Annotated in this window: 18 protein-coding genes; 7 read left to right on the top strand and 11 right to left on the bottom strand. The window is 59.3% G+C overall.

Going from position 1 to position 17,281, the window contains the following annotated elements:
• Window positions 1-15: 15 nt before the first annotated feature.
• The gene (locus ASC80_RS06955; RefSeq protein WP_056294335.1) at window positions 16-213 is read right to left on the bottom strand and encodes a hypothetical protein; all 198 of its coding nucleotides are present in this window, start codon (window positions 211-213) and stop codon (window positions 16-18) included.
• Between the two features lie 521 nt (window positions 214-734).
• Between ASC80_RS06955 and ASC80_RS06950 the strand changes: the two genes are divergently transcribed.
• From ASC80_RS06950 to ASC80_RS06935, 4 genes are all read left to right on the top strand, one after another.
• Window positions 735-941: a hypothetical protein gene (locus tag ASC80_RS06950; RefSeq protein ID WP_056294334.1), complete on the top strand. Its 207-nt coding sequence runs from the start codon at window positions 735-737 to the stop codon at window positions 939-941.
• Between the two features lie 180 nt (window positions 942-1,121).
• Window positions 1,122-1,850, top strand: a complete 729-nt coding sequence (gene pxpB / locus ASC80_RS06945) for a 5-oxoprolinase subunit PxpB (RefSeq protein ID WP_056294333.1) — start codon at window positions 1,122-1,124, stop codon at window positions 1,848-1,850.
• Complete coding sequence (locus tag ASC80_RS06940; protein ID WP_056294332.1) at window positions 1,847-2,896, top strand: 5-oxoprolinase subunit C family protein; 1,050 nt, start codon at window positions 1,847-1,849, stop codon at window positions 2,894-2,896. Before pxpB ends, ASC80_RS06940 begins: the two co-directional genes overlap by 4 nt.
• Entirely contained in the window at window positions 2,893-3,660 is a 768-nt protein-coding gene (locus ASC80_RS06935; protein WP_056294329.1) for a LamB/YcsF family protein, read from the top strand. Before ASC80_RS06940 ends, ASC80_RS06935 begins: the two co-directional genes overlap by 4 nt.
• Before the next feature lie 44 nt (window positions 3,661-3,704).
• Here the strand turns inward: ASC80_RS06935 and ASC80_RS23640 are convergent, their stop codons facing one another.
• From ASC80_RS23640 to ASC80_RS06910, 6 genes are all read right to left on the bottom strand, one after another.
• Window positions 3,705-3,857, bottom strand: coding sequence for a hypothetical protein (locus tag ASC80_RS23640; RefSeq protein WP_156464294.1), 153 nt, complete (start codon window positions 3,855-3,857; stop codon window positions 3,705-3,707).
• 180 nt (window positions 3,858-4,037) lie between these two features.
• Window positions 4,038-5,642: a sulfite reductase subunit alpha gene (locus ASC80_RS06930; RefSeq protein ID WP_056294326.1), complete on the bottom strand. Its 1,605-nt coding sequence runs from the start codon at window positions 5,640-5,642 to the stop codon at window positions 4,038-4,040.
• Window positions 5,639-7,435 carry a NirA family protein gene (locus ASC80_RS06925; protein WP_056294323.1) on the bottom strand — a complete coding sequence of 599 codons (1,797 nt, stop codon included), beginning with the start codon at window positions 7,433-7,435 and terminating at the stop codon, window positions 5,639-5,641. Before ASC80_RS06925 ends, ASC80_RS06930 begins: the two co-directional genes overlap by 4 nt.
• 17 nt (window positions 7,436-7,452) lie before the next feature.
• The gene (locus ASC80_RS06920) at window positions 7,453-8,283 is read right to left on the bottom strand and encodes a formate/nitrite transporter family protein (RefSeq protein ID WP_056295721.1); all 831 of its coding nucleotides are present in this window, start codon (window positions 8,281-8,283) and stop codon (window positions 7,453-7,455) included.
• A 466-nt stretch (window positions 8,284-8,749) separates the two neighbouring features.
• Window positions 8,750-9,916: a CmpA/NrtA family ABC transporter substrate-binding protein gene (locus tag ASC80_RS06915; RefSeq protein ID WP_056294319.1), complete on the bottom strand. Its 1,167-nt coding sequence runs from the start codon at window positions 9,914-9,916 to the stop codon at window positions 8,750-8,752.
• Entirely contained in the window at window positions 9,913-10,503 is a 591-nt protein-coding gene (locus tag ASC80_RS06910) for an ANTAR domain-containing response regulator (RefSeq protein WP_056294317.1), read from the bottom strand. Before ASC80_RS06910 ends, ASC80_RS06915 begins: the two co-directional genes overlap by 4 nt.
• Window positions 10,504-10,634: 131 nt before the next feature.
• On the opposite strand from ASC80_RS06910, the gene rimO reads away from it, so the two are divergent.
• Window positions 10,635-11,960 (top strand): 30S ribosomal protein S12 methylthiotransferase RimO, encoded by a 1,326-nt coding sequence (gene rimO, locus ASC80_RS06905; protein ID WP_056294313.1) that lies wholly within the window; start codon window positions 10,635-10,637, stop codon window positions 11,958-11,960.
• A 9-nt stretch (window positions 11,961-11,969) separates the two neighbouring features.
• Here the strand turns inward: rimO and ASC80_RS06900 are convergent, their stop codons facing one another.
• The 3 genes from ASC80_RS06900 to pcsA all read right to left on the bottom strand — a co-directional run bounded on the left by ASC80_RS06900 (window position 11,970) and on the right by pcsA (window position 14,486).
• Window positions 11,970-12,944: a quinone oxidoreductase family protein gene (locus ASC80_RS06900; protein ID WP_056294312.1), complete on the bottom strand. Its 975-nt coding sequence runs from the start codon at window positions 12,942-12,944 to the stop codon at window positions 11,970-11,972.
• 88 nt (window positions 12,945-13,032) lie between these two features.
• Window positions 13,033-13,761 (bottom strand): TerC family protein, encoded by a 729-nt coding sequence (locus tag ASC80_RS06895; protein ID WP_056294309.1) that lies wholly within the window; start codon window positions 13,759-13,761, stop codon window positions 13,033-13,035.
• A complete protein-coding gene (gene pcsA / locus ASC80_RS06890; RefSeq protein ID WP_056294308.1) occupies window positions 13,758-14,486 on the bottom strand; it encodes a phosphatidylcholine synthase in 729 nt (242 codons plus the stop codon). The genes ASC80_RS06895 and pcsA overlap by 4 nt, the downstream gene beginning before the upstream one ends.
• Before the next feature lie 116 nt (window positions 14,487-14,602).
• Between pcsA and ASC80_RS06885 the strand changes: the two genes are divergently transcribed.
• Window positions 14,603-15,826, top strand: a complete 1,224-nt coding sequence (locus ASC80_RS06885; protein ID WP_056294307.1) for a UbiH/UbiF family hydroxylase — start codon at window positions 14,603-14,605, stop codon at window positions 15,824-15,826.
• On the opposite strand, the gene ASC80_RS06880 is transcribed toward ASC80_RS06885, so the two are convergent.
• Window positions 15,813-16,766 (bottom strand): AEC family transporter, encoded by a 954-nt coding sequence (locus ASC80_RS06880; RefSeq protein WP_056294303.1) that lies wholly within the window; start codon window positions 16,764-16,766, stop codon window positions 15,813-15,815. The two genes, ASC80_RS06885 and ASC80_RS06880, sit on opposite strands and share 14 nt — an antisense overlap.
• 122 nt (window positions 16,767-16,888) lie before the next feature.
• Here ASC80_RS06880 and hspQ point away from each other — a divergent pair, with 122 nt between their 5' ends.
• Window positions 16,889-17,221 carry a heat shock protein HspQ gene (gene hspQ, locus ASC80_RS06875; protein ID WP_056294300.1) on the top strand — a complete coding sequence of 111 codons (333 nt, stop codon included), beginning with the start codon at window positions 16,889-16,891 and terminating at the stop codon, window positions 17,219-17,221.
• The last annotated feature ends 60 nt before the right edge of the window (window positions 17,222-17,281 follow it).

The raw sequence follows: 17,281 nt of genomic DNA, 5'->3' as shown, positions 1-17,281 counted from the left end.
TGACTTACGTTGGCATCAGGCCCGCGACATGGTCCGGACCATCTCGAACAGGAGCATTGCTCCCGCCGCGATCAGAATCCAGCTCGGATGCTCGCAGAAAATCGCGCCTTGCTGGCAAAGCTGATAAGACCAATACCAACCACTGTATTGCGTGGCGCTGGCGAGGAAGAATATTCCGCCAGTGCCAATCAGAGCGAGGATGACAAAAAACATCGGTATCCTCCGTGCCTGCGTCGTGCTTGAAATCTCCGCACGGAGACGTAAACCAATACTTGCTGGCGGTTCATAAAGTAGGACTTTTGGCCAGAATCTTTTCTCCTGAGCAGGCGCGCTCCCGTCTTGGTTGAAATCGACGAATGCTACGTCGCAACACAGTGACAGTTCGCGCGTTCTTGTTGGAGAAACACAATCATTACGTCAGTAAGACTGCCTCAAAATGCAGTCCTTCTGTTCGCAGACCGATCAGCCCTACCGGTTCTTCACTTGGCTCGATCGTGAAATTCGCAGGAAAAACTGGAAACCGTTCAGCCCGGCGATGAGCAGCGCAAAGAAGTGATCACCATCCATGCACTGACCCATGGCCTGTTTTCATAGGCCTGCTCCAATCTCGAGGTGAGTCATTTCATGATGATGACGTTCAAGCCACATCCTTGAACCAATGCTGCCAGAATTGCGGTTCTACAATACGCGACACAATCGATATCCGGTACGTTTTGATTCATGGAGATTTTACAATGGCGACACGCGCACAGCGATTGGCCGAATTCAATGGAAGCAGCGAGCCACCGCTCAACGAACCCGTGCAGGTCTTATGCGAAGATAAAAGCGGGACATATCAACTGCCTTTCACATGCCGCTGGGTCGATGGATCGTGGCGCAACAGCGAATCCGGCGGTGTGCTCGAAGCCACCGTTGTCGGCTGGCGCAGGTCTGGTCGCTAAACTGCAGCAACTCGCCGAATGTGTCCTGGCCGGGCGAGACATGTATGGTGGCAGCGCCGTCAGCGTGCGGTGAATCCGATTCCCCGACGTTTCCCTTGAATAAAACGACCACCCGCGTTGCCATTTCCGCTGGATTATCGGACTAATAGCCAGAATGGCATTTGCCGATACCGTGCAAACATGACCGAGATTCCACGGCCACGAATTCTTCCGAGCGGTGACGCTGCGGTGACGGTAGATTTTGGCCGCGACATCGATCCGGAAATCAATCGCAAAGTGCTGGCGCTGGATCGCCGCGTCGCTCAAGAAAGCATAATCGGGATTCGTGAAACGATTCCGACCTATCGCTCACTGCTGGTGCACTACGACCCTGTCGTGATCGGGTTCGATGAGCTGTCTCGCGGCCTGCTGCGGCTTGCGGAGTTGCCCGCCCCTCCGGCGAAAAATGCACGACGCTGGCGCATACCTGTCACCTACGGCGGCGACCATGGCATCGACCTCGATGAGGTCGCGAAATTCCATGGCATTTCACCTGATGAGGTCATCGCGCGCCACAGCGGCGGCGATTATTTCGTTGCGATGATCGGCTTTACGCCGGGTTTTGCGTATCTCGCGGGCCTCGATCCGTCGATCGCGACACCTCGCCGCCAAAATCCGCGTGTCGAAACTCCCGCCGGTACAATTTCCATCGGCGGCGTTCAGGCGTGTGTACAATGCCTCGCCGCGCCAAGCGGTTGGCACCTGCTGGGGCGAACCCCGGTGCGGACATTTCATCCCCATCGCAATCCCATGTTTCTGATAGAACCGGGTGATGCCGTCACATTCTATCCCCTCGAAGCGTCGAAATTCGCCGAACTCGATCGCGCGGCAGAGCACGGCGAGATCGTCGCGGACCTGATTTTGCCATGAGCAAGCTTGAGGTGAAATCGGCCGGTCCGGCCACATCGGTTCAGGATGCTGGACGTTTTGGGGCACAGCGCTACGGTCTCGTTCCCAGCGGAGCGATGGATCGGACCGCTCTCGTGATCGCAAATTGCCTTGTGGGAAATGCGGCATTCGATGCTGCAATCGAGATCGGTCCGCTGAGTGCAACCTTCACAGCGCACGACGGACCGCTTCGGGTGGCGCTCGCCGGTGCCACGCGCAATGGTGTGATTGAAGGAAAACCCGTTTCACTCAATCAAACCGTCGTTCTCCACGAAGGTGAAACCCTGATTCTGGGACCAGCCCGGCGCGGCGTGTTCAGTTATTTGGCGATCGAAGGCGGAATCACCGGCGAACCGGTGTTCGGGAGCCTTTCGGTCACCGCACGATCGGGACTGGGAAGTCCGTTTCCTCGCCCATTGCAGGCTGGAGATTGGCTCGAGGTCGGAACCGCGACAGCCTCTCCCCACGAGCATGGCCTCGATATTCCTCTTCCGTCGGCAGGCCCTATCCGCGTTGTGATGGGACCACAGGATGACGAATTCGGAGATTCACGAGAATTGTTTCTGGCCAGCGACTGGCGGGTTTCCACCACCAGCGATCGCATGGGTTACCGGCTCGAAGGGCCCAGGCTCACTCACAACCACGGTCATAACATCGTATCGGATGGCACGGTCGACGGCAGCATCCAGGTTCCGGGAAGCGGACAGCCGATCGTTCTCATGAAGGATCGCGGAACAACCGGCGGTTATCCCAAGATTGCAACAGTCATCACCGCTGACATCGGCAGGATGGCTCAAACCCAAGCGGGTCAAACGGTTCGATTCAAATCCGTGAGCATCGAGGCCGCGCAGGCAGAGGCCCGCGCGATGTATGGATTTTTCCTATCTCTGCCCGGCAGAATTGAGCGAGAGCGCAAGGGCGGGTTTGACATCGGCGCGCTACGGGATGCGAATGTCGCGGGCGCCGTCGTCAACGCGACCGACACCGCGACATGGCAATCTCAAGCGACAGAAGGCAATGTTCCATGAATGTCGATCTCAATTGCGATCTCGGCGAAGGCTTCGGTGCGTGGCAGATGGGAAACGACGCCGCGATGATCGAGCTTGCGACCAGCGTTAATGTGGCCTGCGGATTTCATGCGGGCGATTCCGACATCATGTTGAAGACAGCGAAGCTCGCGAAAGAACGCGGCACCAGCATTGGCGCTCACCCTGGCTTTCGCGATCTCCACGGATTCGGCAGGCGGCCTGTTGCAGGGCTGACGTCATCCGAGATCGAAACACTGGTTGCCTACCAGATCGGCGCATTGCAGGCGGTAGCTTCCCTTGCCGGCCACAAGGTCACCCATGTCAAGGCTCACGGTGCGCTGTCCAACGTCGGATGCGTGGATGACATGACAGCCCGCGCCATTGCGGCCGCGATCAAGGCAGTCGATCCTAATCTGTATTTCGTCGTGTTGCCCAACACGGCACTTGTCCGCGCCGGCGAGGCCGCAGGCCTGAATCTGATTTATGAAGTGTTCGCGGATCGCGCGTACGAGGACGATGCTCAACTTGTCGCCCGCAGTAAGCCCGGTGCCGTGCTGCACGACGCGGCTCAGATCGCTCAGCGTGTCGTCACCATGGTCCGCGAGCAGGCGGTGACATCGGTAACCGGAAAAACCATCAAGATGAAGGTCGATACGGTTTGCATCCACGGCGATACGCCAGGCGCAGTGGATATCGGCCGCGCGGTCAGGCGCGCACTCGAGGACGCAGATATCGCTGTCGCGCCGTTCAGTTCCCGGCGCTAGTCGCCCCGCATTACGAAGCCGACTCCGCGGCCAAGCTTCAATGCTCAGAAGGGATGATAGGAAATCGTGCCAAACACGACGGCCGCGATGAGCGCCAGCGCGCCGTAAATCGCCAGCAACTCGGCGCGATGATAGACCTTCGGCACGGCCAGACCTGCGTCTGTTCGCGGCCGATATCGCGCCCGGGATTCCTGCATTCTCGACCTCCGATAGATCATTGAATGCAATAATGAAATGCCGATGGGACTGTTCGCAAGGGAGGCGGCGAAAAGACGATAAAGTTGCCGGAGACTTCCTCAGGGCAGAGAAAATCCCTCCGAAATCAAGATCGGACGAATTGTTTCATCTTGACGGCGGCCGTGCGTAAACGCGGCACATCAGTAGACATCCTGCTGATAACGACCTTTCTTCTTCAAATCGGCGACAAACGCCACAGCCTCATCGGTCGTCCGGGCACCAAACTGGGCGACGATATCCACCAGCGCCCGCTCGACGTCCTTGGCCATGCGTTTGGCATCGCCGCAGACGTAAACATGAGCGCCTTCGGCGAGCCATGACCACAACTCGCGGCCAACCTCGCGCATACGGTCCTGCACATAGAATTTTCCCGCGCCGTCACGTGACCAGGCAAGCGACAGTCGGGTCAGCACGCTATCGGCCTTCAGCGTCTTCATCTCATCGGAATAGAAGAAATCGAAATCGCTGCGCTGATGCCCGAAGAACAACCAGTTGCGCCCCGGCGCCTTGGTCGCCTTGCGATCATGCAGAAAGGCGCGGAATGGAGCGACACCAGTGCCGGGGCCGATCATGATGATCGGAATATTCCCATCCTGCGGCAATCCGAAACCATGAGCCCTCTGGACGTAAACCTTCAGCGTATCGCCGGGGTTGATCCGCTCGGCCAGGAATGTTGAGGCAACGCCGATGCGCTTGCGCTTCCCTATCACATAACGTACGGCGTCCACCGTTAACGACAGGCGCCCCGGCGTCGCGTTATGCGACGATGAGATCGAATAGAGCCGGGGCTGCAGCGGCTCGAGCGCCTCGACAAACGCCTCCGGATGCGGGCGGACGCCGGTGAATTTCTGCAGCGTCGCCATCACGTCGAGGTTGGCAGCATCGCCATCCGGGTCTTCGCCACGCGCCAGTGCGCTCGCCTTTTCTCGCAATGCGCCGCCGGTGATGAACGACATCAATTCGAACAGGGAATCGGGCGCCGGTGCGAGCGACACATCTTCACACAGCACATCACGCAACGTCTTTCCGTTGACCTCTGTTGCATGCGAAGCACCAAGCATGGCGATCATCTGATCGACAAGACCAAGATCGTTGCGGGCGAAAACGCCAAACGAGTCGCCGACAACGTAATCCAGCCCCGGACCGGAAAGGTCGAAATCGATATGCCAGGTTTCCTTGTCCGACCCCTCCTTATTGAGCAAGCGCCGGGACAGAAACACGGCCTCCACTGGATTATCGCGAGATCGTCCCGGAACGCTGTCGGCCTTCGCTGACGTGGACGTGATACCCGTTACCGTCGCGGCTGGTGTTGACGCTGGAGCCTCGTCCAGTTCTTCATGCAGCGCCTTGAGCATCCGGGCGGTGTCTTTTCCGCCCGGAACACAGAGATTCAAACGTGCCTCTGCCTTGCTGGCGATCGCTTCGGCGTAGTCGTGACAGTTATAACCGCACTGACCGCAATCCTGCTGCGCCATCGCTGCCATCATACGACGGCGAAGCGGCCTGCCCTCCGCAAGTTTCATCCGCTCTTCAATCGGTATCGTCTGGTCGTGCCACGGCGCCTCGCCATCGTCGGCGCCCTGCAGCATCGCGACACCCTGCTCCGGCGACAGCGGCGTTACACTGGTGCCATCGAGCGAAATGATCCCGGCAAAAAACCCGTTCAGCCAAGTCCGCTGCTCGATCGAAAATGGTGCAGATTCCGGAATCAGCTCAAGCGTCGGAGGGGGCGTCATCTGATTCATGCGCTCACCTCGAGGTCGGCCAGCTTCCGCAGATGATCGACGTCGTGGCGCCGGCAGAAATCCAGAAACGTTTCCGCGACGGTCGCACGGTGAGCGAGATAGGATTTCAGGATGCGTTCGACAGTTGCCGGCGCATCCTCAGCCTTGATGTCGCGATAAATTTCACGCCCGATCGTTGCATCGGGACCGAATCCGCCGCCGACGTGCAGATGATAACCATCGACCGTGTCGCTTTCTTCACCAACTGCAACCCGCGCACCGATCAATCCGATGTCGCCGATGTAGTGCTGTGCACATGAGTGATGGCAGCCGGTCAGGTGAATGTTCACCGGCATATCGAGAGCCACGCGCCTCTCGCACCACGCCGCGATCTCCACCGCGTTCTCCTTGGTGTGGGCCGCAGCGAAACGGCAACCGGTCGACCCGGTACAAGCCACAAGACCAGCACGGATCGAATTCGGTTCGATCGAAAGACCCAGCGCCTCGATTGCGCTTTCGGCGAGAGTAATCTTGTCGTCCGGCACACCAGAGATCAGCAGGTTCTGCCAAACGGTCAGGCGGATATCCCCATCGCCGAAATCGCGCGATACCTGCGCAAGCCCACGCATTTGTTCGGGCGTCAGCCTACCTACTGGAACCACAACACCGAGCCAGTTCAGACCTGCCTGCTTTTGCGGATGGACGCCGACATGGGCCATTCGGTCGAATATCGGGCGGGCGGCCATCGCCTCGCCGGACACGCGAACCAGCTTGCGCCCCAGCTTGTCTTCGACCGCAGTGAGAAATTTCTCGAAGCCCCAGGCATCCAGCACATATTTCAGCCGCGCCTTGGTACGGTTGGTGCGGTCGCCGTGATCGATGAAAACACGAACGATAGCGTCGGCGACCTGCGTTGCCTCGGACAACGGGACCAGAACGCCGGTGTCGCGCGCAAAATCCCTGTGGCCGGTGATGCCTCCCAGTGCGAGCCGAAACCAGACGCCGGCATCGACGCCGAAGCCCTCGTTCACGCTCACCGCCTGAAAGGCAATGTCGTTGGTCTCCTCCAGCACCGAAACCGTCCCGGCGCCGTCGAAAGCCACGTTGAACTTGCGCGGCAAACCGTAGAGGGAACGGTCGTTGAGGATGTGGAAGTGCCACTCGCGCGCGTACGGACGCGTATCGACCAGTTCCTGCGGATCGATGCCGGCGGTCGGCGTGCCGGTGACATTGCGGATGTTATCCGCGCCGGATCCGCGTGAGCACAGGCCGAGATCCTGAATCTCCTCGATCATTGCGACGGTATTCTTCGGTTCGATCTCACGAATCTGGATGCCGGCGCGTGTCGTGATATGGGCGTAGCCGCCGCCATAGCGCTCGGCCAGATCCGCCATTCCTGTCAACTGCCCGTGCTTGACGATGCCGTTCGGAATCCGAACCCGGCACATGTAGGAGGACTGGTTCGGCGCCACGTAGAAGATGCCGAAATAGCGCCAGCGGAAATTATCCGGCGGCTTCGGCGGCTCGTTCTTCGCGGCCTGTTCCTTCAATCGCTCGTAGCCGTCGAACGGATGAAGCTCCTGCTTGAACTTCTCCTGATCCGTGAGCTTCTTGCCCTCAGCAACAACCTGCTGCTGCGCTTTCAGGTGCGCAGCATCGGGTCCGGTCGGCTCCGCCGGTGCGGCGGGCAATCCGCCGCCACCGGCCTGGCTGAATATCCGGCTTGCGCGGCCGATCTGCAACCCGGAGGTAAACCCTTCGAGGTAGCGTTTCTGCTCACCGCTGAAGTCGGCGTTCGTCGTATCGTGCTTCATAATTGCCTGCGCCCCGGTTATTCGGCTGGAAGGCTGGACGCCATCGGCGAAGTCATCGGTGCCTGTCCGGGCCCGTGAGTTGCGTAGAGCGCGAGGCCGGTGAAGACGAAACCGCCGACGATGTTTCCGAGAGTGACGGGAATCTGATTCCACAGCCACCAGTCCGCCATGCTGACCTTGGCACCGAGCAACATGCCCGTCGGGATCAGGAACATGTTGACCACGGCGTGTTCAAAGCCTTGCGCAAAGAAGATGAACACCGGCATCCAGGCGGCAGCGATCTTTCCGATCGTCGACGATGTCGTCATCGCCATCACCACCGCGAGACACACCAGCCAGTTACACAGGATAGCCTTGACGAACACAGTGATCATTCCGGCAGTGCCGAGTGCCGCGTAGCCGATGGTCTTTGCCTCAGCGAGGCTGACGATCTTCGCGGCTACCCCGCTCAGTTCGATCTTGCCCATGCTGGTCAGCGCAATGGCCAGCAAAACGCCATAGGCGATGCTGCCTATCAGGTTGCCGACAAATACCCAGCCCCAGTTCGCGACGATGTTTCCCCATGTCGCACGACCTTCGAGACGGGCCAGCGGCAGCAATCCGAAGCTTCCTGTCACAAGTTCAAGACCGAGGAGCACAATGATGATCAGGCCAACAGGAAAAATGAGAGCGCCAACAAGCGGCTGGCCGGTGGTGATCGCAGCTCCCAGAGCCAGGCTGGTCGAGGTGCCAAGCAGAGCCCCTGATAACGCACCGCGAATAAGCAAATCGCGGGGGGCAAGCTTGAGCTTTTTCTGGCTGACGTCGATCATCGTCGCGACGACATCGGTGGGCTTGGCATAGTCCATGACGAGGCTCCTGTCGCCACGACGAGCGCGGCGTTTATCCATGATCCGCGTTGGACAGGGCCTCTCGACAACCGATCGGACGATGCCTGATCGCCGATGCGATCACCTTCGGGCACATCATCCGCGCGGCGCCTGAGAACGACCTGTTTAGGCGGCGTTGCGGAACTCTCCCTGACGGGAGGCCCGGAGCTTCGTGGGCGACCGGGCACAGTGCTCTATTCAAGCGACGTGCCAGTTCGACGCGCTTCAGAAATCTGATTATTTTCAATAAGATAAGTAAATTACATGAAGCGAAAGCTGATCGGAGCCACTATTCGCTTCGCTTCACGAACAATCATTTGCTTATTTTTTCGCCAGACAAGCGGTCTCGCCCATTGATTAAGCAGACGACATTTCCCACCCCCGGAATTTGTACAACTCGCAAGATCGATCCCCTGAAGATCTATCGCCTGATTGCTGCCAGTAGCTAAGCGCCATGGCGGGACAGCGTGAATGCCGCGAGATAAGCCTCGATGCGTTCGGGATCGAAAACCGGGCCCGCGAACGCCTTCATCGCGGGCCGATCGCTCACGCGCCTGGCGAGGCCTAGTGCGGAGTCATAGAGGGCCGGCGCGAACACTGCCGTTGCCTGAGCGAGATTGTCCGATGTCAGTGTGGCCTGCCCCCAGCGCGCCATCTGTGCATACAGCCATGCCGCCTGAGCAGGATCCGGCCGCGCGGTGTCATCCTGACCGAGAAGGAGATATCGGGAATCCTCGCGCGTTGTTCCATCGGGCGAGATTTTCAACCTCCCCTCCAATGTCCGGAAAACCGTGTCGGCATCGCCACCGATCCGATCCGGCGCAGCGATAATCGAAGCGGCTTGGGCGCGATTTTCCTGGGCGCCGATATAGTCCGCCGCGCGTTGAAGCGCGCGGATCATTCTGGCCACGGTGTCCGGATTTTCGTTCACCCAGTTCGCGCGTAGCGCAAAGACCTTCTCCGCGGCAAGCTCAAGAATATCGGACATGAAATGCAGGATATGACCGATGCCTCGATCAACCGCGATCGAACTCCACGGCGCGGCGACGCAGAACGCATCGATATCGCCGGCGGCAAGATGATCAGCCATATAAGGCGGTGGCACGACAACCAACCGCACATCCTCGTCCGGATCGACGCCGCCCGCTGTCATCCAGAATCGCAACTGGTAATTATGCGTCGAGAATGGAAACGTCATGCCGAACGTCAACGGATCATCGCCGCGTCTGCGCCTGTCTGCAACGATTCGCGCCAGTGCTTGCGCCGTCAACATCGGATCGGCTGGTGAGCCAGCGAGTTCGCGCGTTATCGCAGCGTGTAGCGCCGGAGACACCGTAATGGCGTTGCCGTTCAAGCCGAGATTGAACGGCGCCAAGATCGGCATTCTGACCTGCCCCAGACCGAGGCTGGACGCGATCGCCATCGGCGCCAGCAAATGGGCGGCATCAAGCAGGCCAATACTGAGTTTGTCGCGGACATTAGCCCACGACACCTCGCGCAAGAGCGTCACATCGAGGTCTTCCTCTGCCGCAAAGCCCTTGTCGACGGCGACGATGAGAGCCGCCGCATCGACCAGAGGGATGAATCCGATGCGGAGATGCGCCCGCGTCATTTCAGCAGCTCCGATGCGGTAATGACCGATTGCGCGATTTCACCAATCCTTTTCTTTTCCCGCATGGCCGTCGATCGCATCAGGATGTAGGCCTCATCTTCCGTCAGACCTCTCAACTTCATCAACAATCCTTTGGCGCGGTCGATAACTTTTCTTTCCTCGAGCGCCGATTTGGCACGGTCGAGCTCGTCCTGCAGGCGGGCAAAGGCGTTGAAGCGGGAAACACACAGGTCGAGGATCGGTTTGATGCGTTCTTTTTTCAATCCATCGACAACATAAGCGGAGACACCGGCCTCGACCGACTGCTGGATCGATGTCGCATCGCTCTGGTCGACAAACATCGCAATCGGGCGGCGCACGGCGCGGCTGACCTGGAACATCTGTTCAAGAACATCGCGGCTTGGATTCTCCAAGTCGATCAGAATGACGTCTGGATCGAGCGCATAAATTCGCGCCAGCAGATTGTGCATGTTGTCGATGTGTTCGACAGAGACGAAACCGGCCTCGTGCAATCCTTCCCTGAGGATTGCCGTGCGGATAGGGCTTTCGTCCACGATGACGATCTTAAACGACGAATCCGCGACCATTGGTGCCCTGTACTGCGCCAAAACGAGCCTAGCACGGCCATTTAGCTCCCTTAAAGCCCATCAGGCTGCTTAAAACCTTGAATTTACGAGAGAACGGGGATAGCTCCTGCGCTTTACGCAAGCGAGTGCAGATGGATCAGGCTACCGCCCTCAAAGTCAGTTTCGTATCCCTGGGATGCCCCAAGGCACTGGTGGATTCCGAGCGCATTATCACGCGCTTGCGGGCCGAGGGTTACGAACTGGCCCGGAAACACGATGGGGCCGATCTGGTCATCGTCAACACCTGCGGCTTCCTCGACAGCGCCAAGGCGGAGTCACTTGGCGCGATCGGCGAAGCGATGGCCGAAAACGGCAAGGTGATCGTGACCGGCTGCATGGGTGCCGAACCCGAGCAGATCGAGCGCGCCTATCCGAATGTCCTGTCGATCACCGGCCCCCAGCAGTACGAGAGCGTGCTGGATGCCGTACACCGCGCCGTGCCGCCGCGCCACAATCCGCATCTCGATCTGGTGCCGCCGCAAGGCATCAAGCTCACGCCACGGCACTACGCCTATCTGAAGATTTCGGAAGGCTGCAACAACCGTTGCACGTTCTGCATCATTCCCAAACTGCGCGGCGATCTGGTTTCGCGCCCGGCAAATGACGTCTTGCGGGAGGCCGAGAAGCTTGTCGCGGCCGGCGTGAAAGAGCTGCTGGTGATCTCGCAGGACACGTCGGCTTACGGCGTCGACCTGAAATATGCGACGAGCCCGTGGAAGGATCGCGAGGTGCGGGCAAAATTTCTCGACCTCGCGCGCGAACTGGGCGATCTCGGCGCCTGGATCAGGCTTCAATACGTCTATCCCTACCCGCACGTTGACGAGGTGATCGGCCTGATGACCGAGGGAAAGGTCCTGCCCTATCTCGACATCCCGTTCCAGCACGCGAGCCCGGCGGTCCTGAAGCAGATGCGCCGCCCCGCCGCGCAGGAGACGACGCTGGCGCGTATCAAGGCGTGGCGCGAGCAATGCCCTGACCTCACCTTGCGCTCGACCTTCATCGTAGGCTTCCCGGGCGAGACCGATTCCGACTTTCAATATTTGCTCGACTGGCTCGACGAAGCGCAGATCGATCGTGTTGGTTGCTTCAAATATGAGCCGGTCGCCGGCGCAACCTCCAACAAGCTCGACGGTGCCGTACCAGATGAGATCAAGGCTGCCCGGTGGAATGCCTTGATGGCGCGCCAGCAAAAGATTTCGGCGCAGCGCTTGAAGCGCAAGGTCGGCATCCGGCAGCAGATCATTATCGACGAGGTCGGGCCGACAGTGGCGAAAGGCCGTTCAAAGGCCGACGCGCCGGAGATCGACGGATCGGTTTACGTCTCTAGCCACCGGCCCCTGAAGGTCGGCGACATTGTTACTGTGAAAATCGAGCGCGCCGGCGAATACGATCTCCACGGCAGCGCGGCGGGCTTCTGACCCCAGTCATCATGGTTTCAGGATCGACGATCCTGTCGTGACGCGGCTCTCGAGATCCGTGTGTGCTCTCGCGGCATCCTTCAACGCATAAGCATGATTGATCGGCACGTGCAGCGTGCCGTTGATCACTGCTGCGAACAACGCGTCGGCGCCCTCGATCAATTCAGAGCGTTTTCCGACATAGTCGTTCAGCTTGGGCCGGGTTGCGAATAGCGAGCCATGATTGTTCAACTCGGACAGCGGAAATGGCGGCACTGGACCCGAGGCATTGCCGAAGCTGACGAACAGACCGCGCGGTTTCAGGCACGACAGCGAGCCGGGAAAGGTATCCTTGCCAACGCCATCATAAACGACATCGCAGAGTTCACCGCGACTGATCTGCTTGACCCGCGCCGGGAAGTCCTCCTCGTTGTAGAGGATGACGTGATCGCAGCCATTGGCCAGCGCGAGATCCGCCTTCGCCTTCGAGCCGACCGTGCCGATCACATTGGCACCGAGCGCCTTCGCCCACTGACACGCCAGCAGACCGATGCCACCCGCCGCTGCATGGATCAGAATGCGGTGGCCGGGCTCGACGCGAAATGTCTTGTGCAGCAGATAAAAAACGGTCAGCCCTTTCAACATCAACACGGCCGCCTGCTCATGCGTGATGTGATCCGGCAACTTCACCAGCTTGTCGGCAGCGATATTGCGCTCGCTCGCATAGCCGCCGAGATTGGCGTAGTAGGCGACGCGGTCTCCCGGATGGAAATTGGTCACGCCGGGACCGACGGATACAACTTCTCCCGATGCTTCGTTGCCGATGATGAACGGGAATCCCGGTGCCTTGTAGAGACCTGTCCTGTAATATGTGTCGATGAAATTCAGGCCGATCGCATGCTGGCGAATCCGTACCTCGCCCTGCCCCGGCGCATGAACATCGACATCCTCATAGATCAGGACATCCGGTCCACCCACCTTATGCACACGCACAGCCTTCGTCATGAACCCCGCTCCATGGTCTTTTTCTTGCGATGCAAAGTTATCTCGCCGGCGCAGTGGATGCAAATGCACGTGGTTGCGTTGCACAAACCTATCGCCGCGCCGGCTTTCTGCGATTGCGTTTGGCCAGGATATTGAACGCTTCGACGGCCGCAGAAAATGCAATGGCGAAATAGATGTACGCGCGCGGGATATGGAATTTGAAACCGTCCGCAACCAGCGCAACGCCAATCAGGACGAGGAACGCCAGTGCTAACATTTTAGTTGTGGGATGCTCGGCGACGAACGTCGAGACCGGGCCGGACGACACATACATCACGATGCAGGCGATAATAACCGCAGCTATCATGATCGGCAGATCCTGCGCCATGCCGATGGCAGTGATGATCGAATCCAGCGAGAATACCAGATCTATAATGATGATCTGAATGATCACCCAAAAAAACGCGTTGGCTGCGCTTTTGGGTTCAGACGATTCCTCGCGCGCCTCGACCTCGGCATGAATTTCGTGAGTTGCCTTTGCAATCAGGAACAGTCCGCCGCCGATCAGGATAATGTCGCGCCATGACAGCGCGACATCCGCGACTGTAATGACGGGCTCGGTCAAACCGATCAGCCAGACCAGCAGGGTGAGCAGGACGATCCTGAATATCAGCGCGAGGGCCAGACCGATCTGGCGCGCCCGTTTGGCCTGAACCGGCGGAATGCGCGACACGATCACGGACAGGAAGATCACGTTGTCGATGCCGAGGACGATCTCAAGAGCCGTCAATGTCAACAGCGCTGCCCATGCTTCCGGGCTCGTTAATAATTCCATCATGCCGATTTCCAGTTCATGGCGCGGACGACGATGTCAGCGCACAGAATATAAATCGCGATGGCGCAAAGTCCGAGCGTTATCGCGAGCGGGACTTCGAAGTTAGCAAAAACAGCGAAGATTGCCAGAACGGCCCATACCGCAATGAGTGCGATGTTGACCTTGCGAAACCTGCTGGTCCGTAACGGGTGCAGGACGTTGAACGGCACGAAGGTGAGCACGACCAGCAACGCCAGCGCAAGGCTCGATACCGCAGGGGGCGGCTTCAGCAGAAACAGATAGAACGCTGCCCCGTTCCACAGCGCGGGAAACCCGCGGAAGTGATTGTCGTCAGTTTTCATTCGTCGGTCGGCGAAGTACAGCGCACCCGACACGACGATGGCTATCCCGAGAATCGGTGTCGTCAGTGGAATGAGCAAACCGCTCGCAGTAATCGCGTAAGCCGGCACAAAAACATAGGTTACGAAATCGACGACAAGGTCGAGCGTATCGCCGGACCAATTCGGCAAAACAAGGCCCACATCAAGTCGCCGCGCGATCGGGCCGTCGAGACCATCGATCAGCAACGCCAGACCGAGCCACGCAAACATCGCCGCCCAGTGTTCCCTGACCGCTTCAAGAAGCGCAATCAGCGCGATACCACCGCCCAGCGCGGTCAGGATGTGGACGGAAAAGGAGCGCAGGCGCATCGCCCTTGAGAACTGGGGTCGGTCCGTCGGCTCATCCATGAATGATCGACCTGTCAAGATTTGGTTCAAAATTGCGCTATTCGCGTTGCGGCGATCCGCCGCGCGGCTTGTGGATCTTGCCATGAGACCCAATTGTAAGAATAAGAGCAACGAGAATGAGCGAACCGATCCCCTTTTCACCCGCAAGTCCGGCCGGATATCAGGTCGCCGTCATCGGTGGCGGGCCGGCGGGGTTGGCTGCTGCCATTTCGATCGCCCGGACGGGTGCGACAACGGCTCTGATCGCGCGACGCCTGCCCTATGCCGACAACAGAACCACGGCCCTGCTCGGCGGTTCGGTCGAATTGCTGCAAGACCTGGACGTGTGGCGACGCTGTGAGGACAAGGCAGCGCCACTGCGCATCATGCGGCTGGTCGACGACACCGGACGCCTGATCCGTGCGCCTGAGGTCAGGTTCGCCTCGGACGAGATCGGCCTGGATTCCTTCGGCTTCAACATCGCGAACCGCGCGTTGCTCAAAGCGATGGAAGAACGGGCTGCGGAACTCTCCAATCTTCATCGCTACGATGACGAGGCCAAGCTGATCGCTCCGGGCGAAGATCACGTCAGTATTCGAACCCGCGACGGTCAAACGCTCACCGCGCAACTGGCCGTGGGCGCGGACGGCCGGCACTCGCTGTGCCGCGAAGCGGCAGGTATCGCGGTCAAGCGGCGTGTCCTCGATCAATCGGCGGTGACCTTCAATGTCTCACACAGCCGGCCTCACCGGAATACGTCCACCGAATTCCATACTCGCCATGGTCCCTGCGTTTTCGTGCCGCTCCCCGATCAACGATCGAGCGTTGTGTGGGTCACGGCGCCGGGCGAAGCCGAACGGCTGAAGGCGCTTGGTGACGAGGACCTCGGCGACGCAGCCGAGCGGCAGTCCCATTCCCTGCTGGGCCGGATGCGCGCCGAGCCCGGTCGTTATGTCTTTCCCCTGAGCATTGAACAACCTACAGCCCTCACCGCGCGCCGGATCGTCCTCGTTGGGGAAGCGGCGCATGTCTTTCCGCCCATCGGCGCGCAGGGATTGAACATGGGCTTGCGCGACGCCGCCGATCTCGCAGCCATTGTCCGCGAAGCCGTAGCAGGCGCTGAGGATGTCGGCTCCGCGCAAGTGCTGTCGCGTTATACCAATGCCCGCCGCGCCGATATCGTCAGCCGCACGATCGCCATCGACTTTGCCAACCGCTCATTGTTGAGTGACTTCCTGCCGACCCAGTCGCTTCGCGCGCTCGGCCTGCATGCCATTGGCTCTTTCGGGCCGATCCGACGGATGGCAATGCGCGAGGGATTGTCTCCCTCATGGCGCTCCGCCAGCCTTACGGAAAAGTAACCGCGCCGGTCTTGATCAGCCACATTGCACTGGTCAGCGTCACCACCGACACGAACGTGCCGAGCAACACCGACGCCGATGCGGCTTCGACCCAGGTATCGTACTGGCGCGCGATCACGAACACGTTCAGCGCGGGCGGCAGCGATGCCAGCAGCAACGCTGTCGCGGCCCATCCTGCGGGGAACGGACCCAGCAGCATCAGAAGCCCGAATGCGATCAACGGATGGATCACAAGCTTCACGGCGATCATCCCGGGCACCTCCCATGGAACGCGATCAAAAGGTCGCAGGGCTACTGTTACGCCCAGGGCGAACAGCGCAACCGGTGCTGCCGCGCTTTGCAGGAACTGCAACATGCTGTCGATCGCCACGGGCGGTTGAATGTGCAGTGCCGCAACCAGTGCGCCGCAATAAGACGCCACGATCAAGGGATGCAGGAGGATGTGGCGCAGGATCAGCGCGATTGTCGGCAGCAGCGGCCGACGCTCACCGTCGGTCAGCACCATCATCAATGGAATGATGGAAAACAGAAACACACTGTCGAAGCAGAAAACCAGTGCGACCGGAACCGCAGCCTTGCCACCGAGCATCGCCAACGCCAGGCCGGGTCCCATATAGCCAATATTGCCGTAACCGCCTGAGAGCCCAGCCATGGCCGCCTCGCGCGTCGAGAGCCGGCCGATCAGCTTTGCACCGAATAACGCAAGCGCGAACGCCAGTGCCGTCGACAATGTCGTCGCGACGACGAACGGCAGGTTGCTCAGCTCTTCGAACGGCGTTTTTGCAAGAATTCTAAAAAACAGCGCGGGGAGCGAGACATACAGCAGGAAGAAGTTCATCCATTCCAGCCCCACTTCCGGCAGGTGCTTGAATTTGCCGCATGCGAATCCGATGAAAATCAACCCGAAATAGGGCAACGCAAGATTCAGGATATCGATCATCGGATTGACCGCGATTCTGACGTTTTCTCACCGAATCGCTGACCGTTCGGAATGGTACCGGGCCTCCGGTTTCCCGAGTTTGCCTCTAGCATCGGCCACAATCCTGGTCTATTCGACGAGGGATGATTAAAGCGAGAACCGCCAAATTCCAGATCGGCCAGATCGTTCGCCACCGGATCTTCTCGTTCCGCGGGGTGATCTACGATATCGACCCGGAGTTCAACAACACCGAGGAATGGTGGCTGTCGATTCCCGAGGAGATGCGTCCGCATAAGGACCAGCCGTTCTATCATCTGCTCGCCGAGAATTCCGAGTCCGAATACGTCGCCTATGTCTCCGAGCAAAACCTGCTGCCGGACGACTCCGACGAACCGATCCGGCACTCGCAGGTGGCCGAGATTTTCGTGAAGGATAAATCGGGCGGTTATCGTCCGCGCAATCCATCGCTCAACTAAGCGCAGGCACCCAGCTCACAACCACCGGTTAGATCGGTACGAAAAAGGCGCGCATCGCTG

This window comes from Afipia sp. Root123D2, from assembly GCF_001425835.1.
Lineage (GTDB): Bacteria > Pseudomonadota > Alphaproteobacteria > Rhizobiales > Xanthobacteraceae > Afipia.
Note: the sequence above shows the minus strand (reverse complement) of the source record. Positions and strands in the feature narration are given on the sequence as shown.

Coding starts and splice junctions, on each gene's coding strand:
- ASC80_RS06955 (WP_056294335.1), bottom strand. CDS start 213: ATGTTTTTTGTCATCCTCGCTCTGATTGGCACTGGCGGAATATTCTTC.
- ASC80_RS06950 (WP_056294334.1), top strand. CDS start 735: ATGGCGACACGCGCACAGCGATTGGCCGAATTCAATGGAAGCAGCGAG.
- pxpB (WP_056294333.1), top strand. CDS start 1,122: ATGACCGAGATTCCACGGCCACGAATTCTTCCGAGCGGTGACGCTGCG.
- ASC80_RS06940 (WP_056294332.1), top strand. CDS start 1,847: ATGAGCAAGCTTGAGGTGAAATCGGCCGGTCCGGCCACATCGGTTCAG.
- ASC80_RS06935 (WP_056294329.1), top strand. CDS start 2,893: ATGAATGTCGATCTCAATTGCGATCTCGGCGAAGGCTTCGGTGCGTGG.
- ASC80_RS23640 (WP_156464294.1), bottom strand. CDS start 3,857: ATGCAGGAATCCCGGGCGCGATATCGGCCGCGAACAGACGCAGGTCTG.
- ASC80_RS06930 (WP_056294326.1), bottom strand. CDS start 5,642: ATGAATCAGATGACGCCCCCTCCGACGCTTGAGCTGATTCCGGAATCT.
- ASC80_RS06925 (WP_056294323.1), bottom strand. CDS start 7,435: ATGAAGCACGATACGACGAACGCCGACTTCAGCGGTGAGCAGAAACGC.
- ASC80_RS06920 (WP_056295721.1), bottom strand. CDS start 8,283: ATGGACTATGCCAAGCCCACCGATGTCGTCGCGACGATGATCGACGTC.
- ASC80_RS06915 (WP_056294319.1), bottom strand. CDS start 9,916: ATGACGCGGGCGCATCTCCGCATCGGATTCATCCCTCTGGTCGATGCG.
- ASC80_RS06910 (WP_056294317.1), bottom strand. CDS start 10,503: ATGGTCGCGGATTCGTCGTTTAAGATCGTCATCGTGGACGAAAGCCCT.
- rimO (WP_056294313.1), top strand. CDS start 10,635: ATGGATCAGGCTACCGCCCTCAAAGTCAGTTTCGTATCCCTGGGATGC.
- ASC80_RS06900 (WP_056294312.1), bottom strand. CDS start 12,944: ATGACGAAGGCTGTGCGTGTGCATAAGGTGGGTGGACCGGATGTCCTG.
- ASC80_RS06895 (WP_056294309.1), bottom strand. CDS start 13,761: ATGATGGAATTATTAACGAGCCCGGAAGCATGGGCAGCGCTGTTGACA.
- pcsA (WP_056294308.1), bottom strand. CDS start 14,486: ATGGATGAGCCGACGGACCGACCCCAGTTCTCAAGGGCGATGCGCCTG.
- ASC80_RS06885 (WP_056294307.1), top strand. CDS start 14,603: ATGAGCGAACCGATCCCCTTTTCACCCGCAAGTCCGGCCGGATATCAG.
- ASC80_RS06880 (WP_056294303.1), bottom strand. CDS start 16,766: ATGATCGATATCCTGAATCTTGCGTTGCCCTATTTCGGGTTGATTTTC.
- hspQ (WP_056294300.1), top strand. CDS start 16,889: ATGATTAAAGCGAGAACCGCCAAATTCCAGATCGGCCAGATCGTTCGC.